The sequence below is a fragment of the Streptomyces sp. NPDC052023 genome, from assembly GCF_044548465.1.
Classification (GTDB): domain Bacteria; phylum Actinomycetota; class Actinomycetes; order Streptomycetales; family Streptomycetaceae; genus Streptomyces.
The window spans coordinates 30,948-46,700 of sequence record NZ_JBIUBW010000008.1 but is presented as its reverse complement, the minus strand read 5'-3'; the positions used below and the strand labels follow the sequence as shown (position 1 = coordinate 46,700).

Annotated in this window: 12 protein-coding genes; 9 read left to right on the top strand and 3 right to left on the bottom strand. The window is 71.9% G+C overall.

All coding sequences use genetic code 11. The features are described from left to right. The first annotated feature begins 84 nt into the window (after positions 1-84). The 4 genes from ACIHCM_RS18260 to tesB all read left to right on the top strand — a co-directional run bounded on the left by ACIHCM_RS18260 (position 85) and on the right by tesB (position 3,606). The gene (locus tag ACIHCM_RS18260; RefSeq protein WP_399896562.1) at positions 85-675 is read left to right on the top strand and encodes a TetR/AcrR family transcriptional regulator; all 591 of its coding nucleotides are present in this window, start codon (positions 85-87) and stop codon (positions 673-675) included. Positions 676-730: 55 nt separating this feature from the next. Continuing rightward, the gene (locus ACIHCM_RS18255; RefSeq protein WP_399896559.1) at positions 731-1,444 is read left to right on the top strand and encodes a lysostaphin resistance A-like protein; all 714 of its coding nucleotides are present in this window, start codon (positions 731-733) and stop codon (positions 1,442-1,444) included. 96 nt (positions 1,445-1,540) lie between these two features. Then, positions 1,541-2,698 carry an acyl-CoA dehydrogenase family protein gene (locus ACIHCM_RS18250; protein ID WP_399896556.1) on the top strand — a complete coding sequence of 386 codons (1,158 nt, stop codon included), beginning with the start codon at positions 1,541-1,543 and terminating at the stop codon, positions 2,696-2,698. Positions 2,699-2,733: 35 nt separating this feature from the next. Continuing rightward, positions 2,734-3,606 (top strand): acyl-CoA thioesterase II, encoded by an 873-nt coding sequence (gene tesB, locus ACIHCM_RS18245; protein ID WP_399896553.1) that lies wholly within the window; start codon positions 2,734-2,736, stop codon positions 3,604-3,606. Here the strand turns inward: tesB and ACIHCM_RS18240 are convergent. Further along, complete coding sequence (locus ACIHCM_RS18240) at positions 3,584-4,387, bottom strand: phosphatase (protein WP_399896550.1); 804 nt, start codon at positions 4,385-4,387, stop codon at positions 3,584-3,586. The genes tesB and ACIHCM_RS18240 overlap by 23 nt on opposite strands. A gap of 76 nt (positions 4,388-4,463) precedes the next feature. Then, the gene (locus tag ACIHCM_RS18235) at positions 4,464-5,975 is read right to left on the bottom strand and encodes a helix-turn-helix domain-containing protein (protein WP_399896547.1); all 1,512 of its coding nucleotides are present in this window, start codon (positions 5,973-5,975) and stop codon (positions 4,464-4,466) included. Positions 5,976-6,159: 184 nt separating this feature from the next. Between ACIHCM_RS18235 and ACIHCM_RS18230 the strand changes: the two genes are divergently transcribed. Genes ACIHCM_RS18230 through ACIHCM_RS18220 form a run of 3 tightly spaced genes read left to right on the top strand, consistent with a single transcriptional unit; the run spans position 6,160 to position 10,332 of the window. Next, a complete protein-coding gene (locus tag ACIHCM_RS18230; protein ID WP_399896544.1) occupies positions 6,160-7,620 on the top strand; it encodes a sodium:solute symporter in 1,461 nt (486 codons plus the stop codon). A gap of 55 nt (positions 7,621-7,675) precedes the next feature. Beyond that, entirely contained in the window at positions 7,676-8,650 is a 975-nt protein-coding gene (gene speB / locus ACIHCM_RS18225) for an agmatinase (RefSeq protein ID WP_196462551.1), read from the top strand. Further along, positions 8,647-10,332 carry a thiamine pyrophosphate-binding protein gene (locus tag ACIHCM_RS18220; protein WP_399896540.1) on the top strand — a complete coding sequence of 562 codons (1,686 nt, stop codon included), beginning with the start codon at positions 8,647-8,649 and terminating at the stop codon, positions 10,330-10,332. Before speB ends, ACIHCM_RS18220 begins: the two co-directional genes overlap by 4 nt. A 25-nt stretch (positions 10,333-10,357) precedes the next feature. On the opposite strand, the gene ACIHCM_RS18215 is transcribed toward ACIHCM_RS18220, so the two are convergent. Further along, positions 10,358-10,708 carry a peptidase inhibitor family I36 protein gene (locus tag ACIHCM_RS18215; RefSeq protein ID WP_399896537.1) on the bottom strand — a complete coding sequence of 117 codons (351 nt, stop codon included), beginning with the start codon at positions 10,706-10,708 and terminating at the stop codon, positions 10,358-10,360. Positions 10,709-10,983: 275 nt separating this feature from the next. On the opposite strand from ACIHCM_RS18215, the gene ACIHCM_RS18210 reads away from it, so the two are divergent. Next, positions 10,984-11,838 (top strand): serine hydrolase, encoded by an 855-nt coding sequence (locus tag ACIHCM_RS18210; RefSeq protein ID WP_399896534.1) that lies wholly within the window; start codon positions 10,984-10,986, stop codon positions 11,836-11,838. 139 nt (positions 11,839-11,977) lie between these two features. Continuing rightward, complete coding sequence (locus ACIHCM_RS18205) at positions 11,978-15,691, top strand: ABC transporter ATP-binding protein (protein WP_399896531.1); 3,714 nt, start codon at positions 11,978-11,980, stop codon at positions 15,689-15,691. Positions 15,692-15,753 lie beyond the last annotated feature (62 nt).

Here is a 15,753-nt window from a genome sequence, read left to right as displayed (position 1 = left end):
TGCGGTCCCCTCACCTTGTTAATGAGCGTTAACGCATTTCCTCCAGGTTAACGACCGCTAACCTCGCTGTCTAGAATTACTTCCATGGCCACGAGAACCGACGCCCCCACCCGCCGCGAGCAGATCCTCAAGGAGGCCGCGCGGCTGTTCGCCGAGCGGGGCTTCCACGGCGTCGGGGTGGACGAGATAGGCGCGGCGGTCGGCATCAGCGGCCCCGGGCTGTACCGCCACTTCCCGGGCAAGGACGCGATGCTCGCCGAGCTGCTGGTGGGGATCAGCGGTCAGCTCCTGACCGGCGGCAAGCGCCGGGTCGCGGAGGCGGACGGGGACGCCGAGGCGCTCCTCGACTCGCTCATCGAGGGGCACATCGACTTCGCGCTGGACGACCGCCCGCTCATCACGCTGCACGACCGGGAGCTGGACCGCCTCCGGGACAGCGACCGCAAGCTGGTGCGCCAGCTCCAGCGGCAGTACGTGGAGCTGTGGGTGGAGGTGGTGCGTGAGGTCTACCCGGGGCTCCAGGAGTCCACGGCCCGCTCGGCCGTCCACTCGGTCTTCGGCCTGCTGAACTCGACGCCGCACCTGGGCCGCCCGGGTTCCCTGCCGGGGCGGGGGACGACGGCGGAGTTGTTGCACCGGATGGCGAGGGGGGCCTTCGCGGCCGTGGGGTCGTAGGCGCGAAGGGCCGTCGTCCGGCCCCCGGGGGCGCTGTCGAACCGCTGGAGGCGGTATGCCGGTCGTCTGTGTCGTCGCTGTCCTGGTCCTCGCGAACCTGGTCAACAACTGGCTCGTACGCGGCTCCCTCGCGTATGTCCTGACCTGCGCCGCCGCGACGGTGGTCCTGCTGGTGATCGCCCGCTGGGACGGGCTCACCCGGGCCGATCTCGGGCTCGGCGCGGCGGCCCTGCGACGGGGGCTGCGGTGGGCGCCCGTCCTCGCCGGCGCCGTCCTCGCCGGCTACCTCCTGCTGCTCGCCGTTCCGGCCGGCCGGGGGGTGTTCCAGGACTCCAGGGCCGCGGACCTGTCCGCCGGTGAGCTGCTCTGGAACGTGCTCGTGCGCGTGCCGCTCGGCACCGTGCTGCTGGAGGAGACCGCCTTCCGCGGGGTCCTGTGGGCCATGTTCCGGCGCCGGTGGGGCGCGGCGTGGGCGACCGCCGGCTCCTCGCTGCTCTTCGGCCTGTGGCACGTGCTGCCCTCCCGTGGCCTCAACCGTTCCAACGCCGCCGTGGGATCGGCCTTCGGCGGCGGTCCGGCGGACGCGGCGGCGACCGTCGCGGTGGCCGTCGCCGTCACGGCCGTGGCCGGCGTGGTCCTGTGCGAGGTGCGCCGCCGCTCCGGCAGCCTGCTCGCGCCGGCGGCCCTGCACTGGGCGGTCAACGCCTTCGGCTACGCGCTGGCCTGGGCGGTGTCCGGCGGCGCCTCCCCGGCTGCGTCACGGGCGTGACGAGCGTTACCCACGGCACGGTCTTGTCGGCGGTTCGTACTCGCCGGTACGGTTGGGTGAGCAAGCGCTTAGACATGTGACGGTGGAGGTGGCGGCGTGCGCCGTACGGTGTTCAACGAGGATCACGAGGCGTTCCGGGAGACCCTGCGCGCCTTCATCGAGGCCGAGGTCGTGCCCGTCTACGACGAGTGGTTCGCCGCCGGCCAGGCGCCGCGCGAGTTCTACCACAAGCTGGGTGAGCTGGGCATATTCGGCATCAACGTGCCCGAGGAGTTCGGCGGCGCGGGCCTGGACAGCCACAAGTTCGAGGCCGTCCTGTACGAGGAGACCGCCCGCGCGGGCGTCCAGTTCGGCGGTTCCGGCGTGCATGTGCTGCTCGCCCTGCCGTACATCAAGATGCTGGCCACCGACGAGCAGAAGAAGCGGTACCTGCCGAAGTTCGTCACCGGCGAGGAGATGTGGGCCATCGCGATGACCGAGCCGGGCACCGGCTCCGACCTCGCGGGCATGAAGACCACCGCCAAGCTCTCCGAGGACGGCACGCACTACGTCCTCAACGGCGCCAAGACCTTCATCACCGGCGGTGTGCACGCCGACAAGGTGATCGTCTGCGCCCGTACCTCGGCCCCGCGCGAGGACGACCGCCGCTTCGGCATCTCCCTGTTCGCCGTCGACACCAAGTCCGAGGGGTACTCCGTCGGCCGCAAGCTGGACAAGCTGGGCCTGCGCACCTCCGACACGGCCGAGCTGGCGTTCGTCGACGTCAAGGTGCCCGTCGAGGACCTGCTCGGCGAGGAGAACAAGGGCTTCTCCTACCTCGGCCACAACCTCGCCTCCGAGCGCTGGGGCATCGCCTTCGGCGCCTACGCGCAGGCCAAGGCCGCCGTCCGGTTCGCCAAGCAGTACGTGCAGGAGCGCACCGTCTTCGGCAAGCCCGTCGCCCACTTCCAGAACACCAAGTTCGAGCTGGCCGCCTGCCAGGCCGAGGTGGACGCCGCCGAGGCCGTCGCCGACCGCGCGACGGAGGCCCTGGACGCCGGCGAGCTGACCCCCGCCGAGGCCGCCTCCGCCAAGCTGTTCTGCACCGAGGTCGCGCACCGCGTGATCGACCGCTGCCTCCAGCTGCACGGCGGCTACGGCTACATGAACGAGTACCCGATCGCCCGCCTGTACGCGGACAACCGCGTGAACCGCATCTACGGCGGGACCAGCGAGATCATGAAGTCGATCATCGCGAAGGACATGGGCCTGTAAGGTTCCCGCAATTACCGGCCAGTAGAAAAGGTGCCATGAACGAGGCACTACAGGATCTCCTCGATCTGCTCGACCTGGAGCAGATCGAGGAGGACATCTTCCGTGGCCAGTCCCGCTCCGCCGTCGTCCCGCGCGTCTTCGGCGGACAGGTCGCGGCCCAGGCGCTGGTCGCCGCCGGGCGTACGGTCCCCGACGACCGCCACCCGCACTCCCTGCACGCGTACTTCCTGCGCACCGGCGACCCCGGCGCGCCGATCGTCTACACGGTCGACCGGATGAACGACGGCCGCTCCTTCACCGCCCGCCGGGTCGTGGCGGTCCAGCACGGTCAGCCGATCTTCGCGCTCTCCGCGTCCTTCCAGAAGGACGAGGAAGGCTTCGACCACCAGACCTCGATGCCGCACGCGCCCGACCCCGAGACGCTCCCCACCTCCGAGGAGCGGCTCAGCGGATACGGCCACCTTCCCCCGCAGGTCGTCGAGAAGTTCCTGGAGGCGCGCGCCGCGGTCGACCTGCGCTACGTGGACGAGCCGCCCTACGGCAGGTTCGGCGAGCCGCGCGCGCCGCACTCCCAGGTGTGGTTCCGCGCCAACGGCAAGCTGGCCGACGACCCGCTCCTGCACGTCGTGCTGGCGACGTACGTCTCCGACATGACGCTCCTGGACTCCGTGCTGCTCGCGCACGGCCGCGGCGGCTGGGCCGTCGGTGACGTCGTCGGGGCCTCGCTGGACCACGCGATGTGGTTCCACCGTCCGTTCCGCGCCGACGAGTGGCTCCTGTACGACCAGGAGTCCCCGTCGGCGTTCGGCGGCCGCGGCCTCGGTCAGGCCCGCATCTACACGCAGGACGGCCGCCTCGCCGTCACGGTGATCCAGGAGGGCGTGGTCAGGATCCCTCGGACTGGCTGAGCCCCGCCTCCGAGAGCAGATACGCCGTCATCGGGTCGTAGTACCGGGGGCTCACCACGTGGTCGTCGAGGGGGACCGTCACCTGGACGGTTCCCTCGGCCTCCGCGATGAACAGGGCCGGGTCGTTGGAGTCGGCGTAGCCGACCGAGTCGACGCCGTGCTGGCCCGCGTACCCCGCCCAGCCGTGGTCCGCGACGACCAGGTCCGGCAGCGGGCGGCCCTCGCGCTCCAGGGCCGTGAGGATGGCCTTCATCGGCTCGCCCGAGTGGGTGTGCCACAGGGTGGCGCCGTGCTCCAGCACCGCCACGTCCGCGAACTGCATGACGTACCCCTCGTCCGTCCGCAACCCGTCCGGGATCACCACGATCTCGCAGCCCGCGGCGCGCAGTGCGGCGGCCGTGGCACGGTGCACGTCGAGCAGGCCCCCGGGGTGGCCGGTCGCGAAGAGGACCCGCTGACCGCTGTCCGCCGCCTTGCGCAGCCGGGCCGCCAGGCGCTCCAGCGCGGCGACCGTCAGCTCGGGGTCGATGGTGTCCTGGCCGTGCCGGTACTCGGCGTCGTCGTTCACGCCCACCCGCTCCGCCATCACCGCGAGCACGTCCTGCTCGTCGGTCCAGCGGTCGCCGAGCTCCAGGCCGAGCCAGAAGTTGCGGACGCCGTTCGACAGTTGGCGGTAGTGGGAGAGGTTGTTCTCACGCGGGGTGGCGACATCGCCCGCGATGCGGGTCTTCACAAGGTGCTCGACGAGCTCGGCGCGGCTGGGTGTCCCGGGTATCGGCATGGCTCTTATTGTGCGGTACGCGCCCGGACCCGACCCCGCCGTCCCGCACGCTGGGACGTGGGTCACTCACCCGGGGTCACAGCTGCCGCAGCGCGAACCACAGCTCCATCCGTACGTCCGGATCGTCCATGTCCGCGTTCAGCAGCGCCGCACACCGGGAGATGCGCTGTCGCACGGTGTTGCGGTGCACCGACAGCGCGACGGCGGTGCGGTCCCAACTGCCGTGCAGGGACAGCCAGGTGCGCAGGGTGTCGGTGAGGGCGGTGTTGCCCGCCACGGGTCCCAGCACCGCGCGGGCGTGCGCCGCGGCCTCGCCGCCCGGCAGCAGGTCCGCCAGGGCGGGCCGGCCGCCGTGCCGCACCAGCGCCGTCCGGGTGGCGCGGGCGCGGGCCAGTGCGCGGGCCGCCTGGGTGTCCGCGGCCGGCCACTCCGGCGGGTCGGCGGGGGCACTGACGCCCAGGGTCCAGCCGGGCTGCGGGGCCGGTTCGCGATCGGCGGGCAGCAGGACGCGTACGACGTCCCCGGCGAGGTCCACCAGCGGCGAACCGAGCGCCGCGCCGAGCGCCGAGGCGGCGACCGGGTCGGGGACCTGCGCGTCGGGCCGGGCGTGCACGACCCGCCGGCTCCCGGCGCCGAGCAGCGGGGCCACCGCCTCCGGCTCGGCCCCCAGCAGCAACCGCACCAGCGCCGAGGAGCGGGCCGCGCCGGCCCCGCTGTGGTGCTCGCCGGTCAGGAGGGAGAGGAGCACGGCGGCGACGGAGGCGATCGTGTGATCGGCGGGGTCCCGGTGCTCCGCCGCGATCCCGAGCACGAAACCCTGGCCCGCGCCGAGGGCGTAGGCGGAGAGGTGAGTGCCCGCGACGGCGTCGGTGGCCGAGGTGGGGGCGGGCGAGGGCGAGGGGGAGGAAGGCGAGGAAGGGGAGGACGGGGAGGGCCTGGAGGGGCGTCGCACCACCCGGGCCAGTTCCCTCAGCGCCTCTCGTACCTCGTCCGCCGGTGCCCTGCCCGCCGCGGCGATCCGGGCGCCGTCGGGGCCGTACAGCACCGCCCAGCCGCCGACCCGCTGAGCGAGCTGACGCAGTACCGACGGCACCGGGTCCGGGCGGGCGGCCGCCGCCGCCAGGCTCTGCTGGGCCTCCGTCACCCGGCGGAGCTCGGTGAGCCGGGCCCGGGCGATCAGTTGCCAGACGGCGCGGGCGACCCCGGAGAAGGTGGTCCGGGGCGGGACCTCCAGCAGGGGCAGGCCGTACGCCTCGCACGCCTCGACCAGCGCCCGCGGCACCGTGTCGTGCACCGGGGCCACTCCGAACCCGAGGGCCGCGCCGCCCGCCGCGACGATCCGTGAGACGTAGTCGTCGAAATACGTCCCCGACCCCGCCGCCACGGGAATGTGCACCCCGGCCGTGAGCAGCAGCTCGCCGCCCAGCAGATACGGGTACGGGTCGGACATCTCCGAGGTGTGTGCCCCGTGCAGCACGATTCCGGGGCCGGACGGCCCGGCGATCTGCCGCAGGGCGAGATCCTCCCTGGCCAGCAGGGCGGACAGGGGCACCGGGGGAGTGGGTGGGAGGGCCGGGGTCTCGGACATGGTGTGCACTTCCTCCAGTCCGTTCCGCATGAATGGATGAAACGTACACTTCGCAGTCGCTTTCCGGCCACCTATGGTCGGTCCAGACCGGCAGCCGCGGGTACGGGCGGATGTCCCCGCGCCACCACACCGGACAACTCCCATCTGCACGACACGCCACCGAGAGTGTGCGAAGGAGGGCCCCATGGCCGTCGACTACATCGTGATCGTCGTCTATCTGGCCGCCATGCTGGCCATGGGCTGGTGGGGCATGCGCCGCGCCAAGTCCAAGAGCGAGTTCCTGGTCGCGGGCCGCAGGCTCGGCCCGGCCATGTACTCGGGCACCATGGCGGCGATCGTCCTCGGCGGCGCGTCCACCATCGGCGGCGTGGGCCTCGGCTACCAGTACGGCCTGTCCGGCGCCTGGATGGTCTTCACCATCGGCCTCGGTCTGCTGGCCCTGTCGATCTTCTTCTCGGCGCGCATCGCCCGTCTGAAGGTCTACACCGTCTCCGAGATGCTGGATCTGCGCTACGGCGGCAGAGCGGGCGTGATCTCGGGCGTGGTGATGTGGGCGTACACCCTGATGCTCGCGGTGACCTCGACCATCGCGTACGCCACGATCTTCGACGTGCTGTTCGACATGAACCGCACCCTCGCGATCGTCCTCGGCGGCTCGATCGTCGTCGCGTACTCGACCCTGGGCGGCATGTGGTCGATCACGCTGACCGACATGGTGCAGTTCGTGGTCAAGACGATCGGCGTGCTGCTGCTCCTGCTGCCCATCGCCGTCGTCAAGGCGGGCGGCTTCAGCGAGATGAAAGCCCAGCTGCCCACGGAGTACTTCGACCCGCTGGGTATCGGCGGCGAGACGATCTTCACCTACGTCCTGATCTACACGTTCGGCATGCTGATCGGACAGGACATCTGGCAGCGCGTCTTCACCGCCCGCAGCGACAGGACCGCGAAGTGGGGCGGCACGGTCGCCGGCACCTACTGCCTGGCCTACGCGCTCGCCGGCGCCGTCATCGGCACCGCCGCCAAGGTCCTCTACCCGAACCTGGCCAGCGCGGACGACGCCTTCGCCACGATCGTGAAGGACGAACTGCCCGTCGGCGTACGGGGGCTGGTGCTCGCGGCGGCGCTGGCGGCCGTGATGTCCACGTCGTCCGGCGCCCTGATCGCCTGCGCCACGGTCGCCAACAACGACATCTGGTCGCGGCTGCGGGGTCTGGTGCGCCCGGCCGGGCAGGAGCACGACGAGGTCAAGGGCAACCGCGCCTTCATCCTGCTCATGGGAGTCGCCGTGATCCTCACGGCCATCGTGCTCAACGATGTCGTGCAGGCGCTGACCGTGGCGTACAACCTGCTCGTCGGCGGTCTGCTGGTCCCGATCCTCGGGGGACTGCTGTGGAGGCGCGGCACGGTCCAAGGCGCCCTCGCGGGCGTCGCGGTCGGCGGCATCTCCGTGGTCGTCCTGATGGCCACCTACGGCATCCTCGCCAACGAGCCCATCTACTACGGCCTGCTGGCCTCCCTCGCCGCGTACGTGATCGTCTCGCTGGCCACCCCGGCCACGGACGCCGCCGTACTCGCCGCCTGGCGCGAGCGGCTCGCCGGGCGGGCGCCCGAACCCCGGTCGGAAGCGGCCCCGGCCCACCAGTAGAGTCGTACGGAAGTCGTACATACGCGATGAAGCGTGAGAAAGAAGGCATTTCCCGATGAGCAGCAACGAGACGCCGACCCCCCGCGGCCCTGTCGACTCGTCCCGCGTCCCGCGGTACGCCGGCCCCGCGACGTTCGCCCGGCTGCCCCGCCTCGACGAGGTCGGCACCGCCGACGTCGCCGTCGTGGGCGTGCCGTTCGACTCGGGCGTCTCGTACCGGCCGGGCGCCCGCTTCGGCGGCAACGCGATCCGCGAGGCGTCCCGGCTGCTGCGCCCGTACAACCCGGCGCAGGACGCCTCCCCGTTCGCCCTCGCCCAGGTCGCGGACGGCGGCGACATCGCGGTGAACCCGTTCAACATCAACGAGGCCGTGGAGACCGTCGAGGCGGCCGCCGACGACCTGCTGGGCACCGGCGCCCGCCTGATGACGCTGGGCGGCGACCACACGATCGCGCTGCCCCTGCTCCGCTCGGTCGCCAAGAAGCACGGCCCGGTGGCGCTGCTGCACTTCGACGCCCACCTCGACACGTGGGACACGTACTTCGGCGCCGAGTACACCCACGGCACGCCCTTCCGGCGCGCGGTGGAGGAGGGCATCCTCGACACCTCGGCGCTCTCCCACGTCGGTACCCGCGGCCCGCTGTACGGCAAGCAGGACCTCACCGACGACGAGAAGATGGGCTTCGGCATCGTCACCTCCGCGGACGTCTACCGCCGGGGCGCCGACGAGGTCGCCGACCAGCTCCGCCAGCGCATCGGCGACAGGCCCCTCTACATCTCCATCGACATCGACTGCCTCGACCCCGCGCACGCGCCCGGCACCGGCACCCCCGAGGCGGGCGGCATGACCTCCCGCGAGCTGCTGGAGATCCTGCGCGGACTGGCATCCTGCAACCTGGTGTCGGCCGACGTCGTCGAGGTGGCCCCCGCGTACGACCACGCGGAGATCACGTCGGTGGCCGCCTCCCACACGGCGTACGAACTGACCACGATCATGTCCCGACAGATTGCCGAGGCGCGCGCGAAGTGACTCACGACCACGACCTGGTACTCCGTCCGACGGCCGCGCAGACCACGGCGGCCCTGAACCCGCCGCCCGGCCGCAACGGCGGAGACCTGGTCGTGGAGACACTGGCCGGGCTCGGCGCGACGACGGTCTTCGGCCTGCCCGGTCAGCACGCGCTCGGCATGTTCGACGCCCTGCGCCGGTCCGACCTGCGGTACATCGGGCTGCGGGTGGAGAACAACGCCGGCTTCGCGGCCGACGCGTACGGGCGGATCACGGGCGAGGCGGCGCCGCTGCTGCTGTCGACGGGCCCGGGGGCGCTGACCTCGCTGGCCGCGCTCCAGGAGGCGGCGGCGGCCTCGGCGCCCGTGCTGGCGATCAGCAGCCAGGTCCCGACGGCGGGCCTCGGCGGCGGCCGGCACGGCTATCTGCACGAACTGCCCGACCAGGCGGCCTCCTTCAGGGGGGTCGTCAAGTCCGTCCACACCGTGCGCGCCCAGTCCCAGATCCCGTCCGCCGTCGCGGCGGCCTGGAAGTCGGCGCTGACCGCCCCGCACGGGCCGGTGTGGGTGGAGATCCCGCAGGACGTGCTGCTGGCCGAGACGTCGATCCCGGTGGTGACGGGCGGCGACGCCTTCCCCGAGGAACTGCCGCCGCGCCCCGAACTCACGGCTGTCGCAGCCGACTTGCTGTCGAAGGCGGCCCGCCCTGCGATCATCGCGGGCGGCGGGGTGGTCCGTGCGGACGCCTCTACGAAGCTCCGTCAGCTGGCGGAGGCGCTCCGGGCGCCGGTCGTCACGACGCCCGGTGGCAAGGGCGCGTTCCCCTGGGAGCACCCGCTCTCGCTCCAGTCGTGGATCGAGGACCGGCACACCACCGACTTCCTGGAGGACGCCGACGTCCTCCTCGTCGTCGGCTCCGGACTCGGTGAACTCTCCTCCAACTACCACACGTTCAAGCCGCGCGGCCGGGTCGTGCAGATCGAGGCCGACCTCGGCAAGCTGGAGTCCAACCACCCGGCGCTGGGCATCCACGCGGACGCGCGGCTCGCGTTGCAGGCGCTGCTGGAGACGGTGACGCAGCGGGAGGACCCGTCGGCGCCGGAGCGGGTGCGCGAGGTCCTCGCGAAGGTCGCCGAGCGCATCGGCTCCCAGGAACTCACCCTGGAGCAGGACGTGCTGGCGTCCGTCCGCCGGGCGCTGCCCGACAGCTCCCCGTCCTTCTGGGACATGACGATCCTCGCGTACTGGGCCTGGTCGGCCTTCGACGCCAAGGGCCCCAACACCATGCACTCCGCCCAGGGCGCGGGCGGCCTGGGCTACGGCTTCCCGGCGGCGCTGGGCGCGGCGGCCGCCGACCCGACCCGGCCGGTGCTGGCGGTGTCGGGTGACGGCGGCGCCCTGTACTCGATCGCCGAGCTGGCGACGGCCCGGCAGTACGGCCTGAACGTCACCTGGCTGATCGTCGACGACGGCGGCTACGGCATCCTGCGCGAGTACATGACCGACGCCTTCGGCCAGGCCACGGCGACGGAACTGACCCGCCCGGACTACGTGGCGCTCGCGGAGTCCTTCGGCGTCCCGGGCGTCCGTACGACGCCGGAGAACCTGGAGGCCGACCTGACGAAGGCGCTGGCGGCACCGGGGCCGACGGTGGTCGTGCTCCCGGCGGTACTGCGGATGTTCGCGCCTACGCACCTCGGCTAGGGCGAAGGCCGGAGCCGGCCCGGGTTCAGCAGGCGCCCGGGCCGACCCCGTCGATACGGCCGCCGAAGTCGCCGAGGTAGCGGGAGCGCCAGTCGCCGTTGAAGACGTCGCGCTTCTCGAGCGGGCTCCAGTTGATGAAGCAGGCGCGGGTGCTCGCCACCGCCGAGCCGACGTGGTCGTGCAGGCTGGGCGGCATGTCGCGGTAGCCGCTGCGGGCCGTCCACTCCCAGTAGTCGCCGCTGAAGCCCTCACCGCTCCAGAAGCACACCGACCCGTCCGGGCAGGCCGGTGGTGCGGCGGCCTCGGCGGCGTGGGACGGCAGGACGAGGGCGGTCAGCGCGAGGGCGGCGGCGACGGACCAGGAACGAAGCTTCATGACGGCTCCCCGGGACGGCTGTGGCGGGACCCGGCGGAGTTGCCGGGACACCCCGTCATCGTCGCGAGGGGGTGGCGCGCCATGCCCGGCCGGCCTGGCCGCACACCACCCCCTTGAGGGAATCGGAGGCACGGCCGGGGGAGCGCGCAGCCGCCGGATCGCCTCCGCCCGCCCCGCACGAGCCGTAGCCGGGCCGTCGCCCCCGAAGGCACGTGGACAGGTGTCCATGGGAACGCATGTACAACCTTCGGTCGTCCATACGGGTCAGAAGCGGCATGACTTCCCGCAGACCCCGGCGTACCAGACTGCTCGCCGCAGCTCTCGGTGCCGGACTCCTCATATCGGCCGTCGCCGCCGCGTCCCCCGCCGTGGCCGCGCCCGCTCCCACCGTCAGCTGCACGTCCGCCAAGGCCGGTCTCGCCGCCAAGCTGAAGAAGGACATCACGGCCGCCCTCGCGAACCGCAAGGGCACCGTCGCCGTCGGCCTGTACGACCGCACCACCAGGACGACCTGCACCCTGCGGTCGACCACCGCCTACGACTCGGCCAGCGTCGTCAAGGTCACCGTGCTCGCGGCGCTGCTGTGGGACGCGAAGAAGCACAACCGCTATCTCACCACCCGCGAGACGTCCCTCGCCACGGCCATGATCACCAAGTCGGACAACACGGCGACCAGCACGCTCTGGCGGCAGCTGGGCCTGACGAAGATCAAGGGCTTCCTGTCCGCCGCCGGGATGACGCAGACCAAGCCCGGCGCCGACGGCTACTGGGGCCTGACCCGGATCACCGTGGCCGACGAGCAGAAGCTGCTCAAGCTCGTCACCGCCAGGAACACCGTGCTCAGCGACAACTCCCGCGCCTACATCCTGAAGCTGATGGGCCAGGTGGTCTCCTCCCAGCGCTGGGGCACGCCGTACGGAGTGCCGTCCGGGGTCTCGGTCGCCGTCAAGAACGGCTGGCTGCAGCGGGCCACCTACGGCTGGCGGGTGCACAGCGTCGGAGCCTTCAAGGGCCGTGGCCACGACTACATGATCACCGTGCTCACCCACGGCAACAGCACCATGAACTACGGCGTCACCACCATCCAGGGCGTGGCCAAGGTCGTGCACAAGGACCTCGCCGCGTCCTGACGAGGCCGCGCGATCGCCACGGCGGGATGAAATCGGGGCCCGTCCGTGTTGGTGCCTTCCGGTAGATCAGGACGATCGGTTGATCAGGACGACCAGTCGATCATGGCGACCGGTCGATCGGACGACGGAGGGCACCCGCGTGGGACCGCAACGGGGATGGGCACGACGGCTGTGGGATTACGCCTGGCGTCATCCGAAGGACGTGGTCCTGGCCCTCGGCTCGTCGCTCGCCGGGATGGCCGTGATGGCCCTCGTCCCGCTGATCACCAAGGTGATCATCGACGACGTGGTCGGTGACAGGACCCGCGCCATGGCCCCCTGGGCCGCCCTGCTGATCGCCGCGGCCCTCCTCGTCTACGTCCTCACCTACATCCGCCGTTACTACGGCGGCCGTCTCGCCCTCGACGTCCAGCACGACCTGCGGACGGACATGTTCGAGACGATCATCCGTCTCGACGGCCGCCGGCAGGACGAGCTGTCCACCGGCCAGGTCGTCGGCCGCGCCACCAGCGACCTGCAGCTGATCCAGGGCCTGCTCTTCATGCTCCCGATGACCATCGGGAACCTCCTGCTCTTCCTGATCTCCCTCGTGATCATGGCGTGGCTGTCGCCGCCGCTCACCCTGGTCGCCCTGGCCGTCGCCCCGGCCCTGTGGTTCATCGCCAAGCACAGCCGCACCAGGCTCCACCCCGCCACCTGGTACGCCCAGGCCCAGGCCGCCGCCGTCGCGGGCGTCGTCGACGGTGCCGTCAGCGGGGTCCGGGTGGTCAAGGGCTTCGGGCAGGAGGAACAGGAGACCGGCAAGCTCCGCGAGGTCGGCAGGAAGCTCTACGCCGGGCGGCTGCGCACCATCCGGCTGAACTCCAAGTTCACCCCGGCCCTCCAGGCCGTCCCCGCCCTCGGCCAGGTCGCGATGCTCGCCCTCGGCGGCTGGCTGGCGGTGCGCGGCCACATCACGCTCGGCACCTTCGTCGCGTTCTCCACCTACCTCGCCCAGCTCGTCGGCCCGGTCCGCATGCTCGCCGTGGTCCTCACCGTCGCCCAGCAGGCCCGCGCCGGCACCGAGCGCGTCCTGGAGCTGATCGACACCGAGCCGTCGATGAAGGACGGGCACCACGAGCTGCCCGCCGACGCGCCCGCCACCGTCGAGTTCGACGACGTGTCCTTCGGGTACGACGCCGGCAAGCCGGTGCTGGACGGCCTCACCTTCGAGATCCGCCCCGGCGAGACCCTCGCGGTCGTCGGCTCCTCCGGCTCCGGCAAGTCGACGGTCTCCCTCCTCCTGCCGCGCTTCTACGACGTCACCCGCGGCGCCGTCCTCGTCGGCGGCCACGACGTACGCGAGCTCACCGTCGACTCGCTGCGCGCGGCGATCGGCCTGGTCCCCGAGGACTCGTTCCTCTTCTCGGACACGGTCCGCAACAACATCGCCTACGGCCACCCCGACGCCACCGACGAGCAGATCGAGGCCGCCGCCCGCGCCTCCCAGGCCGACCGCTTCATCCGGGAACTGCCCGACGGCTACGACACCACCGTCGGTGAGCACGGCCTCACCCTCTCCGGCGGCCAGCGCCAGCGCATCGCCCTCGCGCGCGCCTTGCTCACCGACCCGCGTCTGCTCGTCCTCGACGACGCCACCTCCGCCGTGGACGCCCGCGTCGAGCACGAGATCCACGAGGCGCTCCAGCAGGTGATGCGGGGCCGCACCACCCTGCTCATCGCCCACCGGCGCTCCACGCTCAACCTCGCCGACCGCATCGCCGTCCTGGACGCCGGCCGGCTCGCCGACATCGGCACCCACGCGGAGCTCCAGAAGCGCTCCGCGCTCTACCGCCGGCTGCTCACCGACCCCGACGAGCTCGGCGCCGTCTCCCCGGGTCACGCCCTGCCCGCCGTGCCCCAGGAGGACACCTCCGTCCGCGACGAGCTGGACGCCGAGTTCGACGCCGAACGCGGGGTGACACCGCGCCTGTGGACCGGTGACCGCGAGCCCAAGGACACCGCCCTCGCCGGCGCCCCGGCCACCCCGGAGCTGCTCGCCCAGGTCGATGCCCTGCCTCCGGCCACCGACGTCCCCGGCGTCGACGAGTCCCGCGCGGTGCGGCCGGAGCAGTCGTACGGGCTGAAGCGGCTGCTGCGCGGCTTCGGCGCACCCCTGCTGCTCAGCCTGGGCCTCGTCGCCGTCGACGCCGGTATGGGGCTGCTGCTGCCCGTGCTGATCCGGCACGGCATCGACAGCGGCGTCACGAAGGCCGCGCTCGGCGCCGTGTGGGCCGCGTCGCTGCTGGCCCTGCTCGCGGTCCTCGTCCAGTGGGTGGCGCAGATCGGCGAGACCCGGATGACCGGCCGTACCGGTGAACGCGTGCTGTACGCACTGCGGTTGAAGATCTTCGCCCAGCTCCAGCGCCTCGGACTCGACTACTACGAGCGGGAGCTGACGGGCCGGATCATGACCCGGATGACGACCGACGTGGACGCCCTGTCGACGTTCCTCCAGACGGGCCTGGTCACCGCGTTCGTCTCGGTGGTCACCTTCTTCGGGATCATGGTCGCCCTGCTGGTGATCGACATCGAGCTCGCACTCGTCGTGTTCGCCACGCTCCCGCCGCTGATCATCGCCACGTACTTCTTCCGCAGGGCGAGCGTGAAGGCGTACGAACTCGCCCGTGAGCGGGTCTCGACGGTCAACGCCGACCTTCAGGAGACGGTGTCCGGGCTGCGGATCGTGCAGGCGTTCCGGCGCGAGGGGGACGGCGGCCGGCGGTTCGCGGAGCGCAGCGACAGCTACCGGCAGGCCCGCATCCGCGGTCAGTGGCTGATATCCGTCTACTTCCCCTTCGTGCAGTTCCTGTCGTCCGCCGCGGCGGCGGCCGTGCTCGTCGTGGGCGCCGGGCGGGTGGAGGCGGCCACGCTCACCGCCGGTGCGCTGGTGGCGTACCTGCTCTACATCGACCTGTTCTTCGCGCCCGTCCAGCAGCTCTCCCAGGTCTTCGACGGCTACCAGCAGGCGTCCGTCTCGCTCGGCCGGATCCAGGAACTGCTGCGCGAGCCGACGTCGACGAAGTCCGCCGACGAACCCCGTGACGTCCTCTCCCTGCGGGGCGACATCGCCTTCGAGGACGTGCACTTCTCCTACGGCGACGAGGAGGAGGCCCTCAGCGGCATCGACCTGGTCGTCCCCGCCGGGCAGACCGTCGCGTTCGTCGGCGAGACCGGAGCGGGCAAGTCGACGCTGGTGAAGCTGGTGGCGCGGTTCTACGACCCGACCGGCGGCCGGGTCACCGTCGACGGCGCCGACCTGCGCGACCTCGACATCACCGCGTACCGGCACCGCCTCGGCGTCGTACCGCAGGAGGCGTACCTCTTCCCCGGCACCGTCCGCGACGCCATCGCCTACGGCCGTCCGGACGCCACCGACGCCGAGGTGGAGGCGGCGGCCCGCGCGGTCGGCGCGCACGAGATGATCGCGACGCTGGAGGGCGGCTACCTCCACGAGGTCGACGAGCGGGGCCGCAACCTCTCCGCCGGGCAACGGCAGTTGATCGCGCTGGCCCGCGCCGAACTCGTCGACCCGGACGTCCTGCTCCTCGACGAGGCGACGGCCGCGCTCGACCTCGCGACCGAGGCCCAGGTCAACCAGGCCACCGACCGGCTGACCGGCCGCCGCACCACCCTCGTTGTCGCCCACCGCCTGACCACCGCCGCCCGTGCGGACCGGGTCGTGGTGATGGATCACGGCCGGGTGGTGGAGGACGGCACACACGAGGAACTGCTGGCGCGCGACGGGCGGTACGCCGCGCTGTGGCGGACCTTCGTCGGGGCGCCGGAGCCCGAGGAGACCGTAGGCGTCTGACGTCCGTGCAACCATCGGGCCTACGACGTGCGTCCGTACATCCGTACGTCGATCCGAGGGGC

Excerpts from the sequence above, each read along its gene's own strand:
- ACIHCM_RS18260 (WP_399896562.1), top strand. The coding sequence starts at position 85 with ATGGCCACGAGAACCGACGCCCCCACCCGCCGCGAGCAGATCCTCAAG.
- ACIHCM_RS18255 (WP_399896559.1), top strand. The coding sequence starts at position 731 with ATGCCGGTCGTCTGTGTCGTCGCTGTCCTGGTCCTCGCGAACCTGGTC.
- tesB (WP_399896553.1), top strand. The coding sequence starts at position 2,734 with ATGAACGAGGCACTACAGGATCTCCTCGATCTGCTCGACCTGGAGCAG.
- ACIHCM_RS18240 (WP_399896550.1), bottom strand. The coding sequence starts at position 4,387 with ATGCCGATACCCGGGACACCCAGCCGCGCCGAGCTCGTCGAGCACCTT.
- ACIHCM_RS18235 (WP_399896547.1), bottom strand. The coding sequence starts at position 5,975 with ATGTCCGAGACCCCGGCCCTCCCACCCACTCCCCCGGTGCCCCTGTCC.
- ACIHCM_RS18230 (WP_399896544.1), top strand. The coding sequence starts at position 6,160 with ATGGCCGTCGACTACATCGTGATCGTCGTCTATCTGGCCGCCATGCTG.
- speB (WP_196462551.1), top strand. The coding sequence starts at position 7,676 with ATGAGCAGCAACGAGACGCCGACCCCCCGCGGCCCTGTCGACTCGTCC.
- ACIHCM_RS18215 (WP_399896537.1), bottom strand. The coding sequence starts at position 10,708 with ATGAAGCTTCGTTCCTGGTCCGTCGCCGCCGCCCTCGCGCTGACCGCC.
- ACIHCM_RS18210 (WP_399896534.1), top strand. The coding sequence starts at position 10,984 with ATGACTTCCCGCAGACCCCGGCGTACCAGACTGCTCGCCGCAGCTCTC.